General features: G+C 65.1%; 19 protein-coding genes and 1 tRNA gene. 3 read left to right on the top strand and 17 right to left on the bottom strand.

The features are described 5' to 3' along the window. Positions 1–32: 32 nt before the first annotated feature. From psaK to KQ303_RS00190, 3 genes are all read right to left on the bottom strand, one after another. Positions 33–290 carry a photosystem I reaction center subunit PsaK gene (gene psaK, locus KQ303_RS00200; protein WP_094510498.1) on the bottom strand — a complete coding sequence of 86 codons (258 nt, stop codon included), beginning with the start codon at positions 288–290 and terminating at the stop codon, positions 33–35. Further along, the gene (locus KQ303_RS00195) at positions 287–757 is read right to left on the bottom strand and encodes a DUF3593 domain-containing protein (RefSeq protein WP_311134082.1); all 471 of its coding nucleotides are present in this window, start codon (positions 755–757) and stop codon (positions 287–289) included. Before KQ303_RS00195 ends, psaK begins: the two co-directional genes overlap by 4 nt. 104 nt (positions 758–861) lie before the next feature. After that, the gene (locus KQ303_RS00190; protein ID WP_255100908.1) at positions 862–1,161 is read right to left on the bottom strand and encodes a DUF2499 domain-containing protein; all 300 of its coding nucleotides are present in this window, start codon (positions 1,159–1,161) and stop codon (positions 862–864) included. Positions 1,162–1,299: 138 nt separating this feature from the next. Here KQ303_RS00190 and csaB point away from each other — a divergent pair, with 138 nt between their 5' ends. Beyond that, positions 1,300–2,352: a polysaccharide pyruvyl transferase CsaB gene (gene csaB, locus KQ303_RS00185; protein ID WP_259728673.1), complete on the top strand. Its 1,053-nt coding sequence runs from the start codon at positions 1,300–1,302 to the stop codon at positions 2,350–2,352. 331 nt (positions 2,353–2,683) lie between these two features. On the opposite strand, the gene KQ303_RS00180 is transcribed toward csaB, so the two are convergent. From KQ303_RS00180 to KQ303_RS00130, 11 genes are all read right to left on the bottom strand, one after another. Further along, entirely contained in the window at positions 2,684–3,493 is an 810-nt protein-coding gene (locus KQ303_RS00180; RefSeq protein WP_094510495.1) for a mechanosensitive ion channel family protein, read from the bottom strand. Between the two features lie 199 nt (positions 3,494–3,692). Then, on the bottom strand, positions 3,693–4,265 hold the full coding sequence (locus KQ303_RS00175; protein WP_259728678.1) for a peroxiredoxin: 573 nt from the start codon (positions 4,263–4,265) through the stop codon (positions 3,693–3,695). A 19-nt stretch (positions 4,266–4,284) separates the two neighbouring features. Next, a complete protein-coding gene (gene rpmB, locus KQ303_RS00170; RefSeq protein WP_094510493.1) occupies positions 4,285–4,521 on the bottom strand; it encodes a 50S ribosomal protein L28 in 237 nt (78 codons plus the stop codon). Positions 4,522–4,593: 72 nt separating this feature from the next. After that, on the bottom strand, positions 4,594–6,483 hold the full coding sequence (htpG, locus tag KQ303_RS00165; protein WP_259728672.1) for a molecular chaperone HtpG: 1,890 nt from the start codon (positions 6,481–6,483) through the stop codon (positions 4,594–4,596). 734 nt (positions 6,484–7,217) lie between these two features. Next, on the bottom strand, positions 7,218–7,799 hold the full coding sequence (locus KQ303_RS00160; RefSeq protein ID WP_259728671.1) for a molybdopterin-dependent oxidoreductase: 582 nt from the start codon (positions 7,797–7,799) through the stop codon (positions 7,218–7,220). 127 nt (positions 7,800–7,926) lie between these two features. Further along, the gene (locus tag KQ303_RS00155; RefSeq protein ID WP_259728670.1) at positions 7,927–8,304 is read right to left on the bottom strand and encodes a hypothetical protein; all 378 of its coding nucleotides are present in this window, start codon (positions 8,302–8,304) and stop codon (positions 7,927–7,929) included. Further along, entirely contained in the window at positions 8,301–8,522 is a 222-nt protein-coding gene (locus KQ303_RS00150) for a hypothetical protein (RefSeq protein WP_259728669.1), read from the bottom strand. The genes KQ303_RS00155 and KQ303_RS00150 overlap by 4 nt, the downstream gene beginning before the upstream one ends. A gap of 1 nt (position 8,523) precedes the next feature. Then, on the bottom strand, positions 8,524–8,748 hold the full coding sequence (locus KQ303_RS00145; RefSeq protein ID WP_259728668.1) for a ferredoxin family protein: 225 nt from the start codon (positions 8,746–8,748) through the stop codon (positions 8,524–8,526). A 57-nt stretch (positions 8,749–8,805) separates the two neighbouring features. Further along, positions 8,806–9,993, bottom strand: a complete 1,188-nt coding sequence (locus KQ303_RS00140; RefSeq protein ID WP_259728667.1) for an ATP phosphoribosyltransferase regulatory subunit — start codon at positions 9,991–9,993, stop codon at positions 8,806–8,808. Positions 9,994–10,053: 60 nt separating this feature from the next. After that, positions 10,054–10,956, bottom strand: coding sequence for an inositol monophosphatase family protein (locus tag KQ303_RS00135; RefSeq protein ID WP_259728666.1), 903 nt, complete (start codon positions 10,954–10,956; stop codon positions 10,054–10,056). A 52-nt stretch (positions 10,957–11,008) separates the two neighbouring features. Next, entirely contained in the window at positions 11,009–11,377 is a 369-nt protein-coding gene (locus tag KQ303_RS00130; protein ID WP_259728665.1) for a 2Fe-2S iron-sulfur cluster-binding protein, read from the bottom strand. 61 nt (positions 11,378–11,438) lie between these two features. Between KQ303_RS00130 and KQ303_RS00125 the strand changes: the two genes are divergently transcribed. Further along, positions 11,439–11,525 (top strand) — tRNA-Ser (locus tag KQ303_RS00125). 172 nt (positions 11,526–11,697) lie between these two features. On the opposite strand, the gene pstB is transcribed toward KQ303_RS00125, so the two are convergent. The 3 genes from pstB to pstC all read right to left on the bottom strand — a co-directional run bounded on the left by pstB (position 11,698) and on the right by pstC (position 14,418). After that, positions 11,698–12,507: a phosphate ABC transporter ATP-binding protein PstB gene (pstB, locus tag KQ303_RS00120; protein WP_259728664.1), complete on the bottom strand. Its 810-nt coding sequence runs from the start codon at positions 12,505–12,507 to the stop codon at positions 11,698–11,700. 61 nt (positions 12,508–12,568) lie between these two features. Further along, entirely contained in the window at positions 12,569–13,459 is an 891-nt protein-coding gene (gene pstA, locus KQ303_RS00115; RefSeq protein ID WP_259728663.1) for a phosphate ABC transporter permease PstA, read from the bottom strand. Between the two features lie 5 nt (positions 13,460–13,464). Beyond that, a complete protein-coding gene (pstC, locus tag KQ303_RS00110; RefSeq protein WP_259728662.1) occupies positions 13,465–14,418 on the bottom strand; it encodes a phosphate ABC transporter permease subunit PstC in 954 nt (317 codons plus the stop codon). Between the two features lie 257 nt (positions 14,419–14,675). Between pstC and dnaK the strand changes: the two genes are divergently transcribed. Further along, positions 14,676–16,961 (top strand): molecular chaperone DnaK, encoded by a 2,286-nt coding sequence (dnaK, locus tag KQ303_RS00105; RefSeq protein ID WP_259728661.1) that lies wholly within the window; start codon positions 14,676–14,678, stop codon positions 16,959–16,961. The last annotated feature ends 2 nt before the right edge of the window (positions 16,962–16,963 follow it).

Genomic DNA, 16,963 nt, shown 5'->3' with positions numbered 1-16,963 from the left:
GCGCTGAAGCGCCACCCACTCGGGCCGTGAACTCAGAGCACACCCCGGGAGGCCAGGCCCTGAATGGCGCCGATGCCGAAGATGTGGCCCAGGCTGGTGGTGGCCAGCAGGGAGGCATGGCTCAGGCCGCCGAAGAACTGCGGGCTGGGCAGCTGGGCGCCTTCGGAGGGGTACTTGATGGTGGCCTTGCCGATGCCGATGGCAATCACATTGCAGACAATCATCACCAGAGCCACTTTCGGTGACCAGGAAATCGAAGCGGGGGCAAGCGCGAGGAGCGGAGCGATCATCTTGGATCTGAAACCGACGCCCCATCTTCCGGGTGAACCACTCCATCCTCACCCGGGCGTAAAACTTGTTCATGGCCCTGAGGCGGTGGGCCGTCCGCGGAGGCGGTGCTGAAACCCAGCAACACCATCAGATTGGCCACGGTGAGGAAGGCCTCGGCAGCGCCATGCAAGGGGTCCACATCCGCCAGCTGCTGGCCAAAACGGAGTTCTGCCACCACCGCGGCCACGATCGTGACGGCCACGAACACCAGCGTGAACTGAAAGCCTCGCAAGGCCAGCGGCGGGAAGCGGCCGCTGCGACCGGCCCAGCGCAGGAAGGCCAGGTAGGGCAGCAAGGAGAGCACGAACAGGGGCGCAGGATCCACAGCTGCCAGCGGTTGCAGCAACCCGAGGCCGTGGCGCCATCCATCCTGAACAGCGCCAACGGCCCCGCTCAGACCGGAGCTGCCTGCAGCGCTGCTGGCCATGACGAACGCATGGAAAGGGGCAGCAAGCTGATTGAAGGAGTGGAGGGGGGCAGTGAGCAGAGCGATGACAGGCAACGGAATGACAAGAAGCGGCATGATCCCCGTCAGGCCTGACGCGGGGACGGCAGCAACTGCCAGCCAGCTACCGCCAGTGCGATGTTGCCGACCAAGGTGGTGAAGGCCTGAAACACCACCAGGCCACGCAGAGCTTCGGTGTTGTCGAACAGGTGCCAGGTGCAGGCCGCCATGGCGCTCACAAGGGCAGGCAGCATGGCCAGGGCCAGCCAGCGCCACTGCGGTTCATGGCGCCGTTCCCCCCAGCGCACGATCGCTGCGATGGCGAGCATCCACTCCAGCACCGAGGCGATGTGGATCCACCAGGTGGGCAGCGAGAGCGCGTGCATCGGAGCGTCCGCTTGAGTGGCCTCATCATGAAGGAGCCCGCTGCGACCATGCCAGCGTTGGCAGTTCCGGTCTCGCCCCTGCCTGCCGGCGCCCCTGCCTGCCACGTCACTGGCAGCCCGACTGATGCCGACCCCCTGATGCCGAACCGTCCCCTGCTCTGCGGCTACTACGGCGAGCACAACCTCGGCGACGATGCCCTGCTCACCGCCTTGCTGGCGCAGCTGCCAGCGGGATGCGATCCACTCGTGACCGCATTCGATCGCGAGGAGGTGGAGCGCTGCTTCGGGGTGCGCACCGTGGACCGTCGGCGCCTGGCGTCGGTGTTGCAGGCCCTGGGTGGCTGCGATGCGCTGGTGCTGGGTGGCGGCAGCCTGCTGCAGGACGTCACCAGCTTCGGCAGCCTGATCTATTACACCGGACTGATCCTGCGGGCGCGCCTGGCTGGCCTGCCTGTGCTGCTTTGGGGACAGGGGCTGGGCCCACTGCGCCGCCGCCGCAGCCGGCTGCTGGTGCAGCGCCTGCTGCCTCTGGTGCAGGGGATCACCTGGCGGGATGCCGGTTCAGCGGCCCTGGCTGCTGAGTGGGGTGTGCAGGCGCCAGTGGGCAGTGATCCGGTGTGGTCGTTGCCGGCTCAGTGCTGGCAGGGGCCGGGCGGACCGATCGTGCTGTGCTGGCGCCCCACCAGGCTGCTCAATGACAGCGGCTGGGCCGTGCTGCTGCAGGCCCTTGACCAGGTGGCGCGCCGCCTGGACCGGCCGGTGCACTGGCTGCCCTTCCACCGGGAGCAGGACACGGGCTTGCTGCAGGAGTTGAAGGAGAGGGGTCTCTTGCCGCAGGGGCTTGAGGCCCGCAGCCGGGAGCTGCAGGTGAGGACTCCAGAGGAGGCCTGCGAGCAGTTCCATGGGGCCGCGCTGGTGGTGTCGATGCGGCTGCATGGCCTGATCCTGGCGGCCCTGGCAGGAGCCCCCTGCGCAGCACTCAGCTACGACCCCAAGGTGAGGAGGGCCGCTGATGCTCTCGCCTGCCCCTGCATCGATCTGGAAGCAACGGCCCTGGCGGCGCACCAGACAGGACCCCTGGCGCAGAGCTGGCTGAGCGCTGCCGAGATTCCCCCGGCAGGAGCCACCATTGAGCAGTTGCGCCAGCAAACGGCAGTTCACGCTGCGTTGCTGCATCAGCAGCTGGGCTGACTACCGGCTTCGGCTCGCAGAACCGAAGGACGACGGCCCCACGGGACGCATCAGAATTGCTGCCACATCCGGCTGGCAACGGAATTGTTGGCAGTATCCGGCTCGAGCCACACCTGTTTGCCGTCTGTGGCTCGCGGCCGGCTTGGCGGGTGGTTTGACTGGCAAGCCGGTGACCTTTGCACCTCTCCGATGGACCGCGTGAAACTGCAGATCCTGCTCAGCGTGCTGATCCCGCTGGGGGCGATGGCCTACTGGCTGAGCACGCTCGGCTTCTTCGAAAAGCCGTGAACCTGGCCGCGGACGGTGGTCAGCGGCCAGTGACCGCAGCCTTCTAGTTGCTGGCAGGAGCGGCCATCGCCAGCGGGATGCGCGGCACCGGGAAGCCATTGCTGCCCAGCACATCCACGATCATGCGGTTGGTGTCGAAGTAGACCTGCCAGTAGTTGTCCGTATGGGTGTAAGGGCGAACGGCAAGTTTCGGGCCGCGCTCGGTGAACTCCAGCACCTCCACATCTGCCGGCATGCCGTCGTACTGGTTGGGAACGCTCTTGATGCCCTCCTTGAGCAGGGCAACGGCACGGGCCACATCGGCGCTGTTGTCGAGCTGGGCCACCAGTTCCACCCGTCGGAACGGATGCACGGAATAGTTCTGGATGTTGTCGCTGAAGAGCTTGCCGTTGGGAATGATATTGCGGACATTATCGGGAGAGAGCACCGAGCTCACGAACATGCCGATTTCCTCCACGGTGCCGGTGACGCCGGCGGCAGTGATGAAATCGCCCACGCTGAAGGGGCGGAAGACCTGGAGGAACACCCCGGCGGCGAAATTGCCAAGCATGCCGCTCCAGGCCGCGCCGATGGCCACGCCTGCACCGGCCAGTAGGGCGGCGAAGCTGGCCGTTTCAATGCCGAAGAAGCCAAGGATGGCCACCACCAGGATCACCCGCAGCACTGCCGCGAGGATGTTGAGCAGGTAAGACACCACCGTCGCGTCGAGGCTGCTGTGGCGCAGAGAGCTGCGCAACAGGCGCACGGCCAGGGTGATGAGCCAGCCGCCGGCAATCCAGAGGGCAACAGCGCCCACCAGCTTGAAGATGAACGGAACGACGATCGCAGTGATCAGGGCGAGGCTCTCAGGCACGGAGAGAGAATCGGGGTGCAGCAGAACGCTGCTGTTTCCTGAGCCTCACGTCAACCGAATGTTGAGGTCTTGGCACGGTGGATGGCACGTACAACGTGCAGGGTGCAGAAGAGGCACTCTGCGTCCCTCTCACCAGATGCACGCAGCAGAACGCTCACCCCATGCTCGCTGCCGCAAGTTCGGCGGGTCCACTCCACCATCAGGTGGTGAGCGAACCGCTGGATAGCCCGCGAAGGCGCTCGAGTTCATCAAGCACTTCCTTGCTGTGGCCGCTGGGGCGCACGGCCACCCAGCGGGTACGCAGCATCCCTTCAGGATCGATCAGGAACGTGTGACGCTGGGAAAAGGGCGGCAGCCAGGAGCCGTAACGCTGGCTCACCTTGCCGCCGGGGTCGGAAAGCAGTGGAAAGGCCAGTCCCTCGCTGTCGCAGAAGGCGGCGTGATCATCGAGTGCATCGGCGCTGATACCAACCACCTCAGCCTGAAGGCTGTGGAAGCTGGCCAGATCGTTCTGAAAGCCTCTCGCTTCCAGCGTGCAACCGCCGGTGAAATCCTTGGGATAAAAGAAGAGCGCGAGCCAGCGGCCGCGGAAATCTTCAAGCCCGAGGGTGGTGGGTTCCAGCTGATCGGCCGTGAAGGCCGGCAAACGAAACGAAGGAGCTGGACGGTCGAGCTCCGGAAGGGTTCCACCCATCGCTATGGCCGCACGCGGTCGGCCCAGCCATGCGGATACAAACAGGGCGGAACCCTGCAGGAGTCGTCGACGCTTCACCAAACCGGGACGTACCGGCTCAGATTTTGGCCAGGTTGATGCCCAGTTCGCGGGCGTAGGCGCCCAGACCCTTCTTCTGGATGGTGCGAAGGGTGCGGGTGGCCACGCGCAGCTTCACCCAGCGGTTGCCTTCAGCCCACCACAGGCGACGCTCCTGCAGATTCACCTGCTGGAGCTTCTTGGTGCGCACGTGGGAATGGCTGACCGCCATGCCGTTGTTGGCACGCTTACCGGTGAGTTGGCAAACCCGGGACATGACGTTCAGCTGCTGAAAATGACAAACGGGCCAGGCCCGAAGGGGCGAATCTAGCAAAGAGGAGGCGAGGCCTCAGAGGCCCCGCTCCATGAGGCGACCCATCAGGTTGGAGCTGCGCTGCTGGAAGCCCGCCAGCTCGTTGGGTTCAAGGCCTCCCACCGAAAGGCGGGCCAGCTCGTAGATGTGACGGCTGAGGTCGTCGGCGAGCTGCTGGCTGGGGGAGCTCCCGCCACCGGTGATCACGGCGCCGGCGGACAGCTTGAGGAGCCCCTCCACCAGGGCATGGCGGCGGTTGATCAGCAGCACGTGGTGGTCGGGCAGGCCGGGCAGACGTTGCTCCATGAAGGCGCCCATGTCATTGATGCGCCGCATCTGCTCCGGCAAAAGGATCAAGGCGGCTGGGGCGTTGTCCCCCTTGAGGGCCTGCACCTGAATGGTCACCTTGTCGTTGGCCAAGGCCTGCTTGAAGAGACTGCGCAGCTGCTCGGAGCTGTCCTTCCCCTGGGAATCGGTGAGCTCGCTCTCCTTCTCCTGGAGGCTGTCGTCGAGTTCGGCGTCAACGCGGTTGAAGGTGAGCTCCTCGTGGCGTGCCTCCAGCCAGGGGATGAACTGGGCATCGATCAGGGCATCGGCCAGGAGCACCTCGGCGCCCTGGCTTTGCCACAGGGCCAGCGCTCCGGCCTGGCCGGCCTCATCGGTGCAATAGAGGATGCGCTTGTCGTTCTCAGGCGCTAGCCGGCTGCGGTAGGCGGCGAGGGTGGTGAACGCCTTACCGCCCACGGCGATCGGCTCGGGGTCGGCGGCAGCGGCCGTGGTGCCGAACAGCACCAGATCCGCCACCTGCTCGGCGAACTTGTCGTCTTCCATGGCGCCGATCTTGATGAAGGGAGCGATGCCCTCCCAGATCTCGGCGTAGCGGGTCGGTTCGTCCTTCTGGAGCTGCTTGAGCCGGTCACCCACCTTCTTGGCCACAAAGCCACCGATCGAGCGCACGCGCCGGTCGGTCTGCAGGGCGGAGCGGCTGACGTTGAGGGGGATGTCGGGAGAGTCGATCACGCCGCGCAGCGGCAGCAGGTAGCGGGGCACCACCTCCTTGATCGAATCGCTGACGAACACCTGGTTGCAGTAAAGGCGAATTTCGCCTTTCTCCCAATCACCCCGGCCTGTGAGTTTGGGGAAGTAGAGAATGCCTTGAAGGTTGTAGGGGTAGTCGGTGTTGAGGTGAACCCAGAGCAGGGGATCACCCTGGAAGGGGTAGAGATAGCGGTAGAGCTCGATGTAGTCATTCTCAGTGAGGTCGCGGGCGCTCTGGCGCCACGGTGCCTGCCGCTTGTTGACCGTTTCGCCTTCCAACTGCACTTCCACCGGCAGGAAATCGCAGTAGGTGGTGATCAGCGAGCGAATGCGGGATGGCTCGATGTATTCCATCTCCTCCTCCTGCAGGTGCAGGATCACATCGGTGCCAGGCTCGGCGCGTTCGCCCGATTCGAGGCTGAAGTTGGGGGAGCCGTCGCAGCTCCAGCGCACAGCCTCGGATTCGGGGCGTGCGCTCAGGCTCACCAGCTCCACCTTTGCCGCCACCATGAAGCTGGAGTAGAAGCCAAGGCCAAAATGGCCGATGATGGCGTCGTCTTCCCGTTTGTATTTCTCCAGGAACTCCTCGGCGCTGGAGAAGGCCACCTGGTTGATGTAGCGCTTCACCTCATCGGCCGTCATGCCGATGCCGTTGTCGCTGATGGTGAGGGTCTTGGCTTCGCGATCAATGCGGATCTGAATCCGGCCTTCCTCACCCTCGCTGCAATCTCCAGCCATCGCTGCCATGCGGCGCTTGCTGATGGCATCCACCCCATTGCTCACCAGCTCCCGCAGGAACACCTCATGGCCGGAATACACGGCCTTCTTGATGATCGGAAAGATGTTCTCGGTGTGGATCTGAATCTGGCCCTGTTCCAGCACCGTCATGGCAGTTGAGTCACTGAAGCGACCTTAGGGATCCCCCTGGACCGGCTCAAGCCGTGGCAGGGAGGGGTCTCCGAACCCCTGGTGTGGTGGCAAGGGCATCGCGGGCGGCGCGGGCGCCATTGAGGCGTGCCAAGCGCATGGAGGGGAGCCACCAGTGCAGGTCCAGGTCCTTGCCGCGCCTTGCATGGGTGCTTGCGCCTACCCCTTGGGCACGCTGTGGCGGCCTGCCGGTTGCGCGGCCATGCGGAGCCCAGCAGCACCAGGCGACGCTTTGGAGCAGGGATGGTCATCCGCCAGCGATGGCCATCTGAACGGATGAAGTGGGCAGCCGGATGGACCTTGCAAGGGGGGATAGTCCTCAGCGCTGAGATTGCTTTCACCGGCCACAAGCCAACGGGGATCTGATTCCTTCTTGCCTGGCATGGGATGAGCGCGGAGCCTTACGCGGAGCATCGAGCCATCTGGGGGGATACAGAGCAACATCCCTGGGGATAGGAGCATGGATGGTCCGGACAGATGGCAAGCTGATGAAGACTCTTTCGCTGCCGACGGATCCGGTCCATTGCCAGTCGTTGGTGCATCAGCCGTCTTTAGCTCCAACCGCACGTTGTGGCCACGCACTCAACAGCAACAGCCCAGTCAGCAGCTCAGGCATGGCTCTGAGCGGATGCTGAATCCCCTGGTGGGAATACACACCTCGGCGCATGAGGGCGGAGTTCGTTGCTCAATTCCGCTCAAAGCCCGGCAAACCACTCGTAGCCGTTGTCTTCCCAGGTGCCGCGCCGCAACGGGTCGAGTGAGCTGATCACCTCAAGCCCCGTCACCCATTTACTGAGTTTGTAACCCAGCTTGATCCGCGAGGCGAGGCGCGGGGGGGCACCATTGGCCACCGGCAGCGGCGCACCGTTCATGCCGGTGGCCAGCAGGGTCTGGGGATGCAGCGCGGAAGCGATGTCCCAGGTGGTGAAGAACTGATCGGCGGATTCGATCGCCACGTAGCCGCCCAGGCTGGAAAATCCAGCCAGTGCCAGCACATCGGCGAGCCGCACCCCCGACCAGCACACGATCGCCGCCCAACCCTCCACGCACACATGGCGGATGGTGATCTCGTGCTGGGGCAGAGCGGCCAGATCGGCCAGATTCAACTGCAGCTGCTGGCGCACCAGCCCATCCACGCGCAACCGGTAGCGCGCAGGATCCAGCCGCGGCACACCGTTGAAGCTGTTCACCAACAGCGCCGCAGGATCCACCTGACCCCGGCGAAACTCCGGCACCTTGCCCTTCCCCTGCAGCAACGCTTCGAGACGCTCGTTCAACGCAGAGTGGCCTTCCCCACCTGCTCGCTGAAGCGATTGAGAGCGCACCCGCCCAGCAGCAAAGGAGCTCCACCGCTGTAACCCAGGCCTAGCAATTGCCGGCGGGTCAGCCAGGGGCTCTGCGGTGTCAAGCGAGCATGGAGCGCCAGAGCCGCCATCCTCCGACGCGCCAGGAGAGGGTGGCATGGGCCAGGGTGAGGACAGCGATGGCGGGAATCGTGGCCAGGTGAGCCACACGCAAGGTGTGCCAGCTGGTGGCACCGAACAGTTCCCCGAAGCTGAACAGGCCCGACAGCCACCAGAACTGAGCCGGCTTGTACATCGCCAGGCCCGTCATCAGCGCAAAGGCCAGCAGAACAAGCATCAAGGTGTAGATCAGGCGATGCGCCGACAGGCGTCGCCTGGCCAGATTCGAACTCGCGTTCAGCGTGGCCAGATCGCTGCTCTGCGCCAGCCGGTCGCGGCGCCGCTGGATCAGCAGGGCGATCCAGAGTCCAAGGTTCAAGCGCAGAGGCCCATGAAGCCGAAGTGCCAGTCGCGTCCGCCGGCCAGCCAACCGCCCAGGGTGAACAGCTCCGGCACGGTGGCGCCGCCACGACCACCGAACGCGGGATGGGCGTTGTAAATCTGTAGACCGCTGGCAGCCATCACCAGAAACACCACCAGGTTGAACCCGTGGAAGGCCCGCGTCCAGAGCGGATGCCGGTGGCGGGAGGGTGACACCTCAGCTGCGACGCTGCTCGGCCGGCCGCTCCTCCGGCACGATCGCCCCCTCCACCGGGCACACCTGCAGGCAGATGCCGCAGTCGATGCAGGTGTCAAATTCGATCCAGTAAAAGGAAGTGCCTTTGCTGTTGGCTCCCGAGCCCGGCTTGATGCAGGCCACTGGACAGGCATCCACGCAATCGGCCACGCCCTCGCAGACATCGGTGAGGATCGTGTGGGCCATGACGGGGCGGGCGCAAGCGTGGCGCGATCCTAGAAATCCGCCAGGCCCTGCTCCGGCTCAGCCAAGCCACTCCAGCCCTTGGCTGTCGCGGCTGAAGGCGACCGCCTCAGCCTCAGTGTGCGAGCCGAGCGGCTCCGGCAGCAGCTCGGCAGCGCGGCCCTGAGCATGGAGCTGATCGAGCCTTTCCAGGGCAGAAGCGAGTCCGCCGGGGTGGCTGTAGGCCACCAGCAGCGGGCGCTCCGCCAGCCTGGTCGCTTCCTTGCTGCCGGGGGTGCCGTTGAGCAGCTCGCGGATGTCTTCGATCGAAAAGGCGAAACCCACACCCGCGGCCAGGGCCGCATCGGCGCAGAAGCGACCCACCAGGGCGTCGTAGCGGCCGCCGCTGGCCACATCCACCGGTGCCGCCGCACCGCGACACACCAGCTTGAGCACGATGCCGTCGTAGAGATCGAAGTGGGGCTGGAAGCTGGGATCCAGCTGCAGTTGCACCCCAAGGCGCTCGGCCGCTGGGCGTACCAGCTCCAGCGTGGTGGCCAGCTCCGTCAGCAGTGGGCTGGTCCCCAGGTGCCGCTCCAGTTCCTTCAGCACCCAGGCCGGTTCGCCGCGCAGGCGCAGCAGGGCCTGCAGCTGCGCCTGTTCCACAGGCTCCAGCGGAATGGCAGCCAGGGCCAGCGGATCGAAGCCCGTGAGGGCACGGCGACAGGCAGTGCGGTGCTGGGAAGGCAAGCGTTCGAGCAAGGTGCTGAGCAGCCCGTGGTGGCCCACCAGCAGCTGGGGTTCATGGCTGGGCTCCAACCCGACCGTTTCGGTGCAGGCCAGCAGCAGGCGGATCAGCTCCACATCGGCGGAGGCCGTGGGCACCCCGAGCAGCTCCACACCGCTCTGCAGTTGCTCACTGATGCGTTGCCCGCCCGCATCACCCACGAGGGCGCGGAAGGTGGGCCCTTCCGCCCAGAGGCGCAGCGGCCGTGGGCGCGCAGCCATGCGGGTGGAGGCCGCCCGGGCGATTGAGGCCGTGAACTCAGGCCGCAGGCCCAGCGGTTCTTCCGCCGCGAGGCGCACCACGTCCTGCTCGGCGATGCCGCCGCCGGCTTGCAGCGTGTCGAGCCGTTCCACCGACGGGGGCGCCACTTCCTGGTAACCCCAGAGCCGATAAACCTCCGCCAGACGCTCGCGCAGGCGCCGGTTGCCGCCCACCTGGACGGGATTGAGATCCCTGGCGCCGGCGGCGGGTTGCAGGGCCATGGGAAATCAGAGGAAAGTGAAGGGGAGCGGCTGGATCCTATGGAGCGGCGTGGGGCCCGCTCAGAGCTCGGGGGCGCCGAACAATGCGCCTGGCAACGGTCGGCACTGGGCCAACCCATCCATCAGGGCGCGATGAAGGCCGGGGGTGGTGGCGATCAGCCGCCCGTCGGCCAGCACCAACGGCGTGCCGTCGTAGGCACTGACGATGCCTCCCGCCTGCTCCACCAGCACCACGCCGGCGGCCAGATCCCACGGGGAAAGTCCGCGCTCCCAGTAACCATCGAGTCGGCCGGCCGCCACGAAGGCCAGATCCACGGCGGCAGCCCCGCCGCGGCGCACCCCATGGCTGCGGTGGGTGAACCAGCAGAACTCGGTGTAGTTGGTGTCGGGCTGGGTGGTGCGGTCGTAGGCGAAACCGGTGACAAGCAGGGAGGCGGAGAGCTCGGTGCAGCCGCTCACCTGGATCGGCTGGTCGTTGCACCAGGCGCCCAGGCCAGGCGCCGCCCAGTAGTGCTCCGCCAGGGCCGGCACTTCGATTGCCCCCAGCAGCGGCGTGCCCCGCCAGGTGAGACCCACCGAGGTGGCGAACAGCGGGAAGGAGTGAGCGAAGTTGGTGGTGCCATCGAGCGGGTCCACGCACCACTCCAGGTCGGAGCGGGTGGCACTGTGGCCGCTCTCTTCCGCAAGCACGGCTACACCGGCACTCTCAGCGGCGAGCACAGCGAGCACCGCCTGCTCAGCCGCCAGGTCGGCCTCGGTGACCAGATCCCCGGCGCGGCCCTTCTCCCGGATCTGGCGCAGCTTGCCGAAATGACGCGTGAGCTCGGCGCCACCGGCGGCGGCAGCCCGGCGGGCTACCCCGGCCAGACGCTCCAGGTCCCCAACGCTGAGGCCAGAGGCCTGCAGAGCCTGCTGGGAAAGACAGGGATGGCCGGCGGCCGGTGGCTGGAGGCTGATGGTCATGGCTGGGGAGGTATGGCTGGGCGTTTATGGCTGAAGGGGCATGGCTGGGGGCTCACTCCTCTTCGATCGGCAGGCCGGGGCGAATGCGGCCACGTCCGAAGTGGCGGCCGAACTGCAGGTCGTAGACCTCATCCTCCTCCTGGGTTTCCACCTCCAGGGGACCGGTGGCGCGGGCCACGCAGAGCAAGCCATAGCCGCGCTTGCGCAGCTCCTGCGAGAGGCCGAGCGCTTCGCGCTGATCGATCTCACCCGAGAGCACGCGCACGGCGCAGGCCGTGCAGCAGCCATTGCGGCAGCTGAACGGCAGCGGCTGGCCCTGCTGCTCAAAGCTGCGCAGCACGTACTCCCCCTCCGGTACATCCAGCCGGATCACCCTGTTCTGCTGGCGCCAGTGCACCGTGATCGGAAAACGCTTGGTCATCGCCTGACGTGAACCACAAACGGCCTGCTGCTACATTGCCACCTGCCCCATGACAGCCGCTGGAGAGGTGGCCGAGTGGTCGAAGGCGCAGCACTGGAAATGCTGTATAGGGGCAACTCTATCGAGGGTTCGAATCCCTCCCTCTCCGTCCAGATTCACCAAGACCGGCCTTAGCGCCGGTCTTTTTTTGTAGCTGCGGGGTGATACCCAGCAGCGCACGGCCAGACAGGTGCCGGTTGAGCCGGCAATCCATTTCAAAACATAACCCTCGGTTCGCGACCGGGCAGGCAGCGAACCAAGGGGTTGAAGAAAGATGTTGATCAGCCGAAACGGCCAGTCACATAGTCCTGGGTGGCTTGTTGCACCGGAGCGTTGAAGATGCGCTCAGTGTCATTGAACTCCACCAGATAACCCACCTTGCCACTGCCACCTTCCACGGCTTCCGCGTTGAAGAAGGCGGTCTGATCAGAGACCCGCACAGCCTGCTGCATGTTGTGGGTGACGATCACGATCGAGAAGGTCTTCTTGAGTTCGTGCATCAACTCCTCAATCTTCAAGGTGGAGATCGGATCCAGCGCTGAGCAGGGCTCATCCATCAGGATCACTTCAGGTTCCACCGCAATCGCACGCGCGATGCACAGGCGCTGCTGCTGACCGCCGGAAAGGGCATTTCCGCTCTCCTTGAGCTTGTCCTTGGTTTCATCCCAGATGAAGGCCTTGCGCAGGGAGCGCTCCACCAGCTCATCCATGTCGCCCTTGTAGCCGTTAATCCGGGCACCGAAGGCGATGTTTTCGTAGATCGATTTGGGGAACGGGTTCGGCTTCTGGAACACCATGCCGATGCGCCGCCTCACCTCCACCGGATCCACCTCCTTGGCATAGATGTCCTGGGAGTCGAACACCACCCGGCCTTTCAAGCTACAGCCCTCGATCAGATCGTTCATGCGGTTGAGGGCTCGCAACACGGTGGACTTGCCGCAACCCGAGGGTCCGATGAAGGCCGTGACCTTGCCAGCGGGAATCTCCATGTGAACGTTCCGCACCGCCTCGAAGCTGCCGTAGCTGATCGTGACGTCCTCAAGGGCCAGACAGGTGCTGGGAGCCGGTTTCGCTTGCAGGGTCGAGGTCATGGGATCAGGTGGTGGGTGGGATCGAAGGCGAAGAGAGGTGGAGGGGAGGGGCCTTGCCGTCTTACTTAGAGGCGAAGCGGCGCAGCCAGCGGGCAAAGAGATTCGCCGCGAGGATCATCACCACAAGCACGAACGAAGCGGCCCAGGCCAATTCGTTCTGGGCCTCGAACGGCATGATCGCAAAGTTGAAGATCAACACCGACATGGTGGCGATCGGGTTGAAGAGGCCCTCCGGCCAGAAGGGAGAGAAGAGGGCTGTAAAGATCAGCGGTGCGGTTTCACCGGCCGCCCTGGCAATTGCCAGCACCACACCGGTGGCAATCGGTGTGAAGGCACTCGGCAGGGTGATGCGGGTGATGGTCACGAACTTGGAGGCGCCCACGCCGATTGCCCCCCAGGTGAGCTCGCGAGGAACCAGCTTGAGACCCTCATCGGTAGTTTTGATCACCGTGGGCAGCATGAGCACCGCCAGAGCAATACCGCCGGCCGCCGCTGAATACGACTGACCGAAGAAGATCCGCGTTGCCACGATCGCGCCATACACGAACACGCCAGCGATGATCGAAGGAACGCCGGCAAGAATGTCGTTGCCGACGCGTATGAACTGCGCAAACCAGCCTCCCTTGGAGTATTCGGCGAGGAACACGCCTCCACCCACACCCACAGGGATGGCGATCAGCGAAGCAATGAACGTCACCGTGACGGTACCGATCAGAGCGTTGCCGATCCCACCTCCTTCCAGACCCGGCGCCGGCGGCAGCTGGGTGAACAGGTTGATGCTGATCAGGCGCCCTCCCTGAAGGAGCACATAGAGGAGAACAAGAACCAGAGGCAGCACCGCGATGGTGCTGAAAACTCCAGCGAGGGCAGTCAGGGATTGATCCAGGCGGTTGCGCTTGAGCGAGGGGTTGAACCGCAGCGACTTGGAAGCAGCAGGAAAGGCGGTGGTCATGGGATTCAGTATTTAAGGCTGAGTTTCTTGATGATCCACTGCGCAATGATGTTCACCGTGAAGGTGAGCACCATCAGAATCAAAGCGGCATAAAGAAGTGCCGAAACCTGCACGCCATCAGCCTCGCCGAACTGGTTGGCGAGCATTGAAGCGATGGTGTTGCCGGGTGCCAGCAAGGAAAAACTGAAATTGTTGGAATTGCCGATAATCATGGTGACGGCCATGGTTTCTCCCATGGCCCGTCCGAGAGCGAGCATGATCCCGCCCACGATCGATGACACGGCAGCTGGAAGGATCACGCTGAGAATCGCCACCCATCGTGTGCTGCCCACCCCATAGGCCCCCTGGCGCAGTTCCGTTGGAACCTGGTTGAGGGCGTCCCGTGAAATCGACGTGATGATCGGCAGAATCATCACCACCAGAATGATGATCGCCGGCGCCATGCCCGGCCCCTGGGGCGGAGAGTTGAAGATCGGCAGCCAGCCCAGCGTGTCGTAAATGAATTGCAGAAAGGGCCGCACGAACGGCTCCATCACGAAGATGGCCCACAAGCCCAGCACCACCGATGGAATGGCGGCGAGCAGCTCCACCATCACCCCGATCACCTCGCGCCAGCGCAGGGGAATGAGATTTTCAGTGATGAAGATAGCGGTACCGACCCCGAGCGGGACGGCAATCACCAGAGCCATGATCGAAGACACCAAAGTGCCATAAATGGCCGTGAACGCCCCGTATTCGTTGTCAACGGGGTTCCAGCTGGAGGTGGTCAGGAAAGAGAGGCCAAACTCATGCATCGCCTCCCTAGCACCCTGGAAAACAGTGACGAAAATCGCCAGCAGGGTAATCGCAACAAAGGAGGCAAGTACGATCGTGAGGTTGCGAAAACCACTGTCGATCAGGCGATCTGACGCTGGCCTGCGCCGCAACGTGAATTGATCTTTGTGGGGCGCAGATGTCATTGATCGTGGGCGCGGGAGGACGGTCGGTTCAACTCAATGGTTCAGCGTCCACCCTAAAACTAGTTCCGACCACTGCTTGAATTCCACTAAGAGAGCGTTAACGACAACCCCAGATGGGCCTGGCCGTGGGCCTTCAGCGGGGTTGGAGAGGTTCGGAGTCCTGGGCTGAGACCCACTCTTGAACCTGGCCAGCGGGAGGCGTTGCAGCGGCCGCCCGACAGGGAAGCCGGTAGTTTGGTCCTTCAGTTTGAGGCTCAATGGGTCGGATCGTCGGCATCGATCTGGGCACCACCAACTCGGTGGTGGCGGTTCTGGAGGGCGGCCGTCCCCAGGTGATCGCCAATGCCGAGGGCACACGCACCACCCCATCGGTGGTGGGCTTCAACCGTGACCAGGAGCTGCTGGTGGGCCAACCGGCCCGGCGCCAGCTGGTGCTGAATCCCCGCAACACCTTCGCCAACCTGAAGCGTTTCGTGGGCCGCAGCTGGGACGAGCTCGACGACGACAGCCTGGCCGTGCCCTACACCGTGCGTGCCAACGACCAGGGCAACGTGCGGGCTGTCTGCCCTGCCACCGAGCGGGAATACGCGCCCGAGGAGCTGCTGGCCTGCATCCTGCGCAAGCTGGTGGACGATGCCGCCACCTATCTCGGCGAACCGGTGGAAGCGGCGGTGATCACCGTTCCTGCTTATTTCAACGATGCCCAGCGGCAGGCCACCCGCGACGCCGGCCGCCTGGCGGGGCTCACGGTGGAGCGCATTCTCAATGAGCCCACGGCGGCGGCCCTGGCCTATGGCTTCGATCGCAGCCTGGTGAAACGGGTGCTGGTGTTCGACCTCGGCGGCGGAACCTTTGACGTCTCACTGCTGCGCATCGCCAATGGCGTCTTCGACGTCAAATCCACCAGCGGCGACACCCAGTTGGGTGGCAACGACTGGGACCGCCGCATCGTCGACTGGCTCGCCGACGGCTTCCTGAGCAGCAACGGCATCGACCTGCGCCGTGACCGCCAGGCCCTGCAGCGGCTCACCGAGGCGGCGGAGAAGGCCAAGCAGGAGCTCTCCGGGGTGGCGAGCACGCCCGTGTCCCTGCCGTTCATCGCCACCGGTCCGGAAGGACCACTGCACATCGAGGTGGTGCTGGAGCGCCGCCAGTTCGAAGCGCTTTGCCCCGATCTGCTCGACCGGCTGCTGCGGCCGGTGCAGCGCGCCCTGCGGGATGCGGGCATGGCCGCCGAAGAGATCGACGATGTGGTGCTGGTGGGCGGCTCCACCCGCATGCCGATGGTGCAGGACATGGTGCGCACCCTCATTCCCCGCGAACCCTGCCAGTCAGTGAATCCCGATGAGGTGGTCGCCATCGGCGCAGCGGTGCAGGCCGGCATCCTCACCGGTGAACTGCGCGACCTGATGCTCAACGACGTCACCCCCCTGTCACTCGGGCTGGAGACGATCGGCGGTGTGATGAAGGTGCTGATTCCGCGCAACACCGCGATCCCGGTGCGCCGCTCCGATGTGTTCAGCACGTCGGAGGCCAACCAGTCGGCGGTGGAGGTGCACGTGGTGCAAGGCGAGAGGCAGATGGCGGCCGACAACAAATCACTGGGCCGCTTCCGCCTCTCCGGCATCCCGCCCGCTCCCCGCGGCGTGCCCCAGGTGCAGGTGTCCTTCGACATCGACGCCAACGGGCTGCTGCAGGTTTCGGCCACCGACCGCACCACCGGCCGGCAGCAGAGCGTCAGCATCCAGGGGGGCTCGAACCTCAGCGAGGACGAGATCAACGCCCTGCTGGAGGAGGCGGAACGCAAGGCGGTGGAAGACCGGCGCAAGCGGGCCGAGGTGGACCGCCGCAACCGCGCCCAGACGCTGGTGGCCCAGGCCGAGCGGCGGCTGCGCGACGCGGCGCTGGAGCTGGGGCCCTATGGGGCGGAGCGGCAGCAGCGATCGGTGGAGATGGCGCTCCGCGATGTGCAGATGCTTGTGGGTGGCGACGATCCGGTGGAACTGGATCTGGCCGTGAGCCAGCTGCAGGAGGCCCTCTATGGGCTCAACCGGCGGCTGGTGAGTGAACGCAAGAGCGAGGCGGGGCCGCTGCAAGGCCTCAAGAACACGCTCGGCTCCCTCAAGGATGATCTGTTCGCCGACGACGATGACGACTGGGACCGCCCGGGCGGCCGCGATCGCCCGCGCCGTGAGGCCTGGGACTCCGCACCGCTGAACCGCAGCGCCTACGACGCCCCGGCGGCCTATGGCCCAACTGACTATGGGCCGCCCAGCTACGGCTCGCCGAGCTACAAGCCGCCGAGCTACAGGCCCCCCAGCTATGGCACCTCCTCGTATCCCACCACCAGCTACGGCACTCCCCGCTACAGCGACGTGGATGGCGATGCAGCTGACGACGCCAGCCCTCGCAACCTCTCCAGCCGCGGTCGCCAGAGCTTCGCCGATGGCAACCGCTACATCCCCTCCAGCGATGAGGAGCCGTCGGCACCGCCGCCCCGCCGCGTCAGAGCGGCCGCCGATGACCCCTGGTCGGAGGACTGACC

It is taken from the genome of Synechococcus sp. CS-1333 (genome assembly GCF_025128015.1).
GTDB lineage: Bacteria > Cyanobacteriota > Cyanobacteriia > PCC-6307 > Cyanobiaceae > MW101C3.
The sequence above is the reverse complement of the archived record's forward strand: the minus strand, read 5'-3'. Positions and strand labels throughout refer to the sequence as shown.

Coding starts and splice junctions, on each gene's coding strand:
- KQ303_RS00140 (WP_259728667.1), bottom strand. CDS start 9,993: ATGGCCCTGCAACCCGCCGCCGGCGCCAGGGATCTCAATCCCGTCCAG.
- dnaK (WP_259728661.1), top strand. CDS start 14,676: ATGGGTCGGATCGTCGGCATCGATCTGGGCACCACCAACTCGGTGGTG.
- KQ303_RS00130 (WP_259728665.1), bottom strand. CDS start 11,377: ATGACCAAGCGTTTTCCGATCACGGTGCACTGGCGCCAGCAGAACAGG.
- pstB (WP_259728664.1), bottom strand. CDS start 12,507: ATGACCTCGACCCTGCAAGCGAAACCGGCTCCCAGCACCTGTCTGGCC.
- htpG (WP_259728672.1), bottom strand. CDS start 6,483: ATGACGGTGCTGGAACAGGGCCAGATTCAGATCCACACCGAGAACATC.
- KQ303_RS00195 (WP_311134082.1), bottom strand. CDS start 757: ATGGCCAGCAGCGCTGCAGGCAGCTCCGGTCTGAGCGGGGCCGTTGGC.
- psaK (WP_094510498.1), bottom strand. CDS start 290: ATGATCGCTCCGCTCCTCGCGCTTGCCCCCGCTTCGATTTCCTGGTCA.
- pstC (WP_259728662.1), bottom strand. CDS start 14,418: ATGACATCTGCGCCCCACAAAGATCAATTCACGTTGCGGCGCAGGCCA.
- KQ303_RS00135 (WP_259728666.1), bottom strand. CDS start 10,956: ATGACCATCAGCCTCCAGCCACCGGCCGCCGGCCATCCCTGTCTTTCC.
- KQ303_RS00145 (WP_259728668.1), bottom strand. CDS start 8,748: ATGGCCCACACGATCCTCACCGATGTCTGCGAGGGCGTGGCCGATTGC.
- csaB (WP_259728673.1), top strand. CDS start 1,300: ATGCCGAACCGTCCCCTGCTCTGCGGCTACTACGGCGAGCACAACCTC.
- pstA (WP_259728663.1), bottom strand. CDS start 13,459: ATGACCACCGCCTTTCCTGCTGCTTCCAAGTCGCTGCGGTTCAACCCC.
- KQ303_RS00190 (WP_255100908.1), bottom strand. CDS start 1,161: ATGCACGCGCTCTCGCTGCCCACCTGGTGGATCCACATCGCCTCGGTG.
- rpmB (WP_094510493.1), bottom strand. CDS start 4,521: ATGTCCCGGGTTTGCCAACTCACCGGTAAGCGTGCCAACAACGGCATG.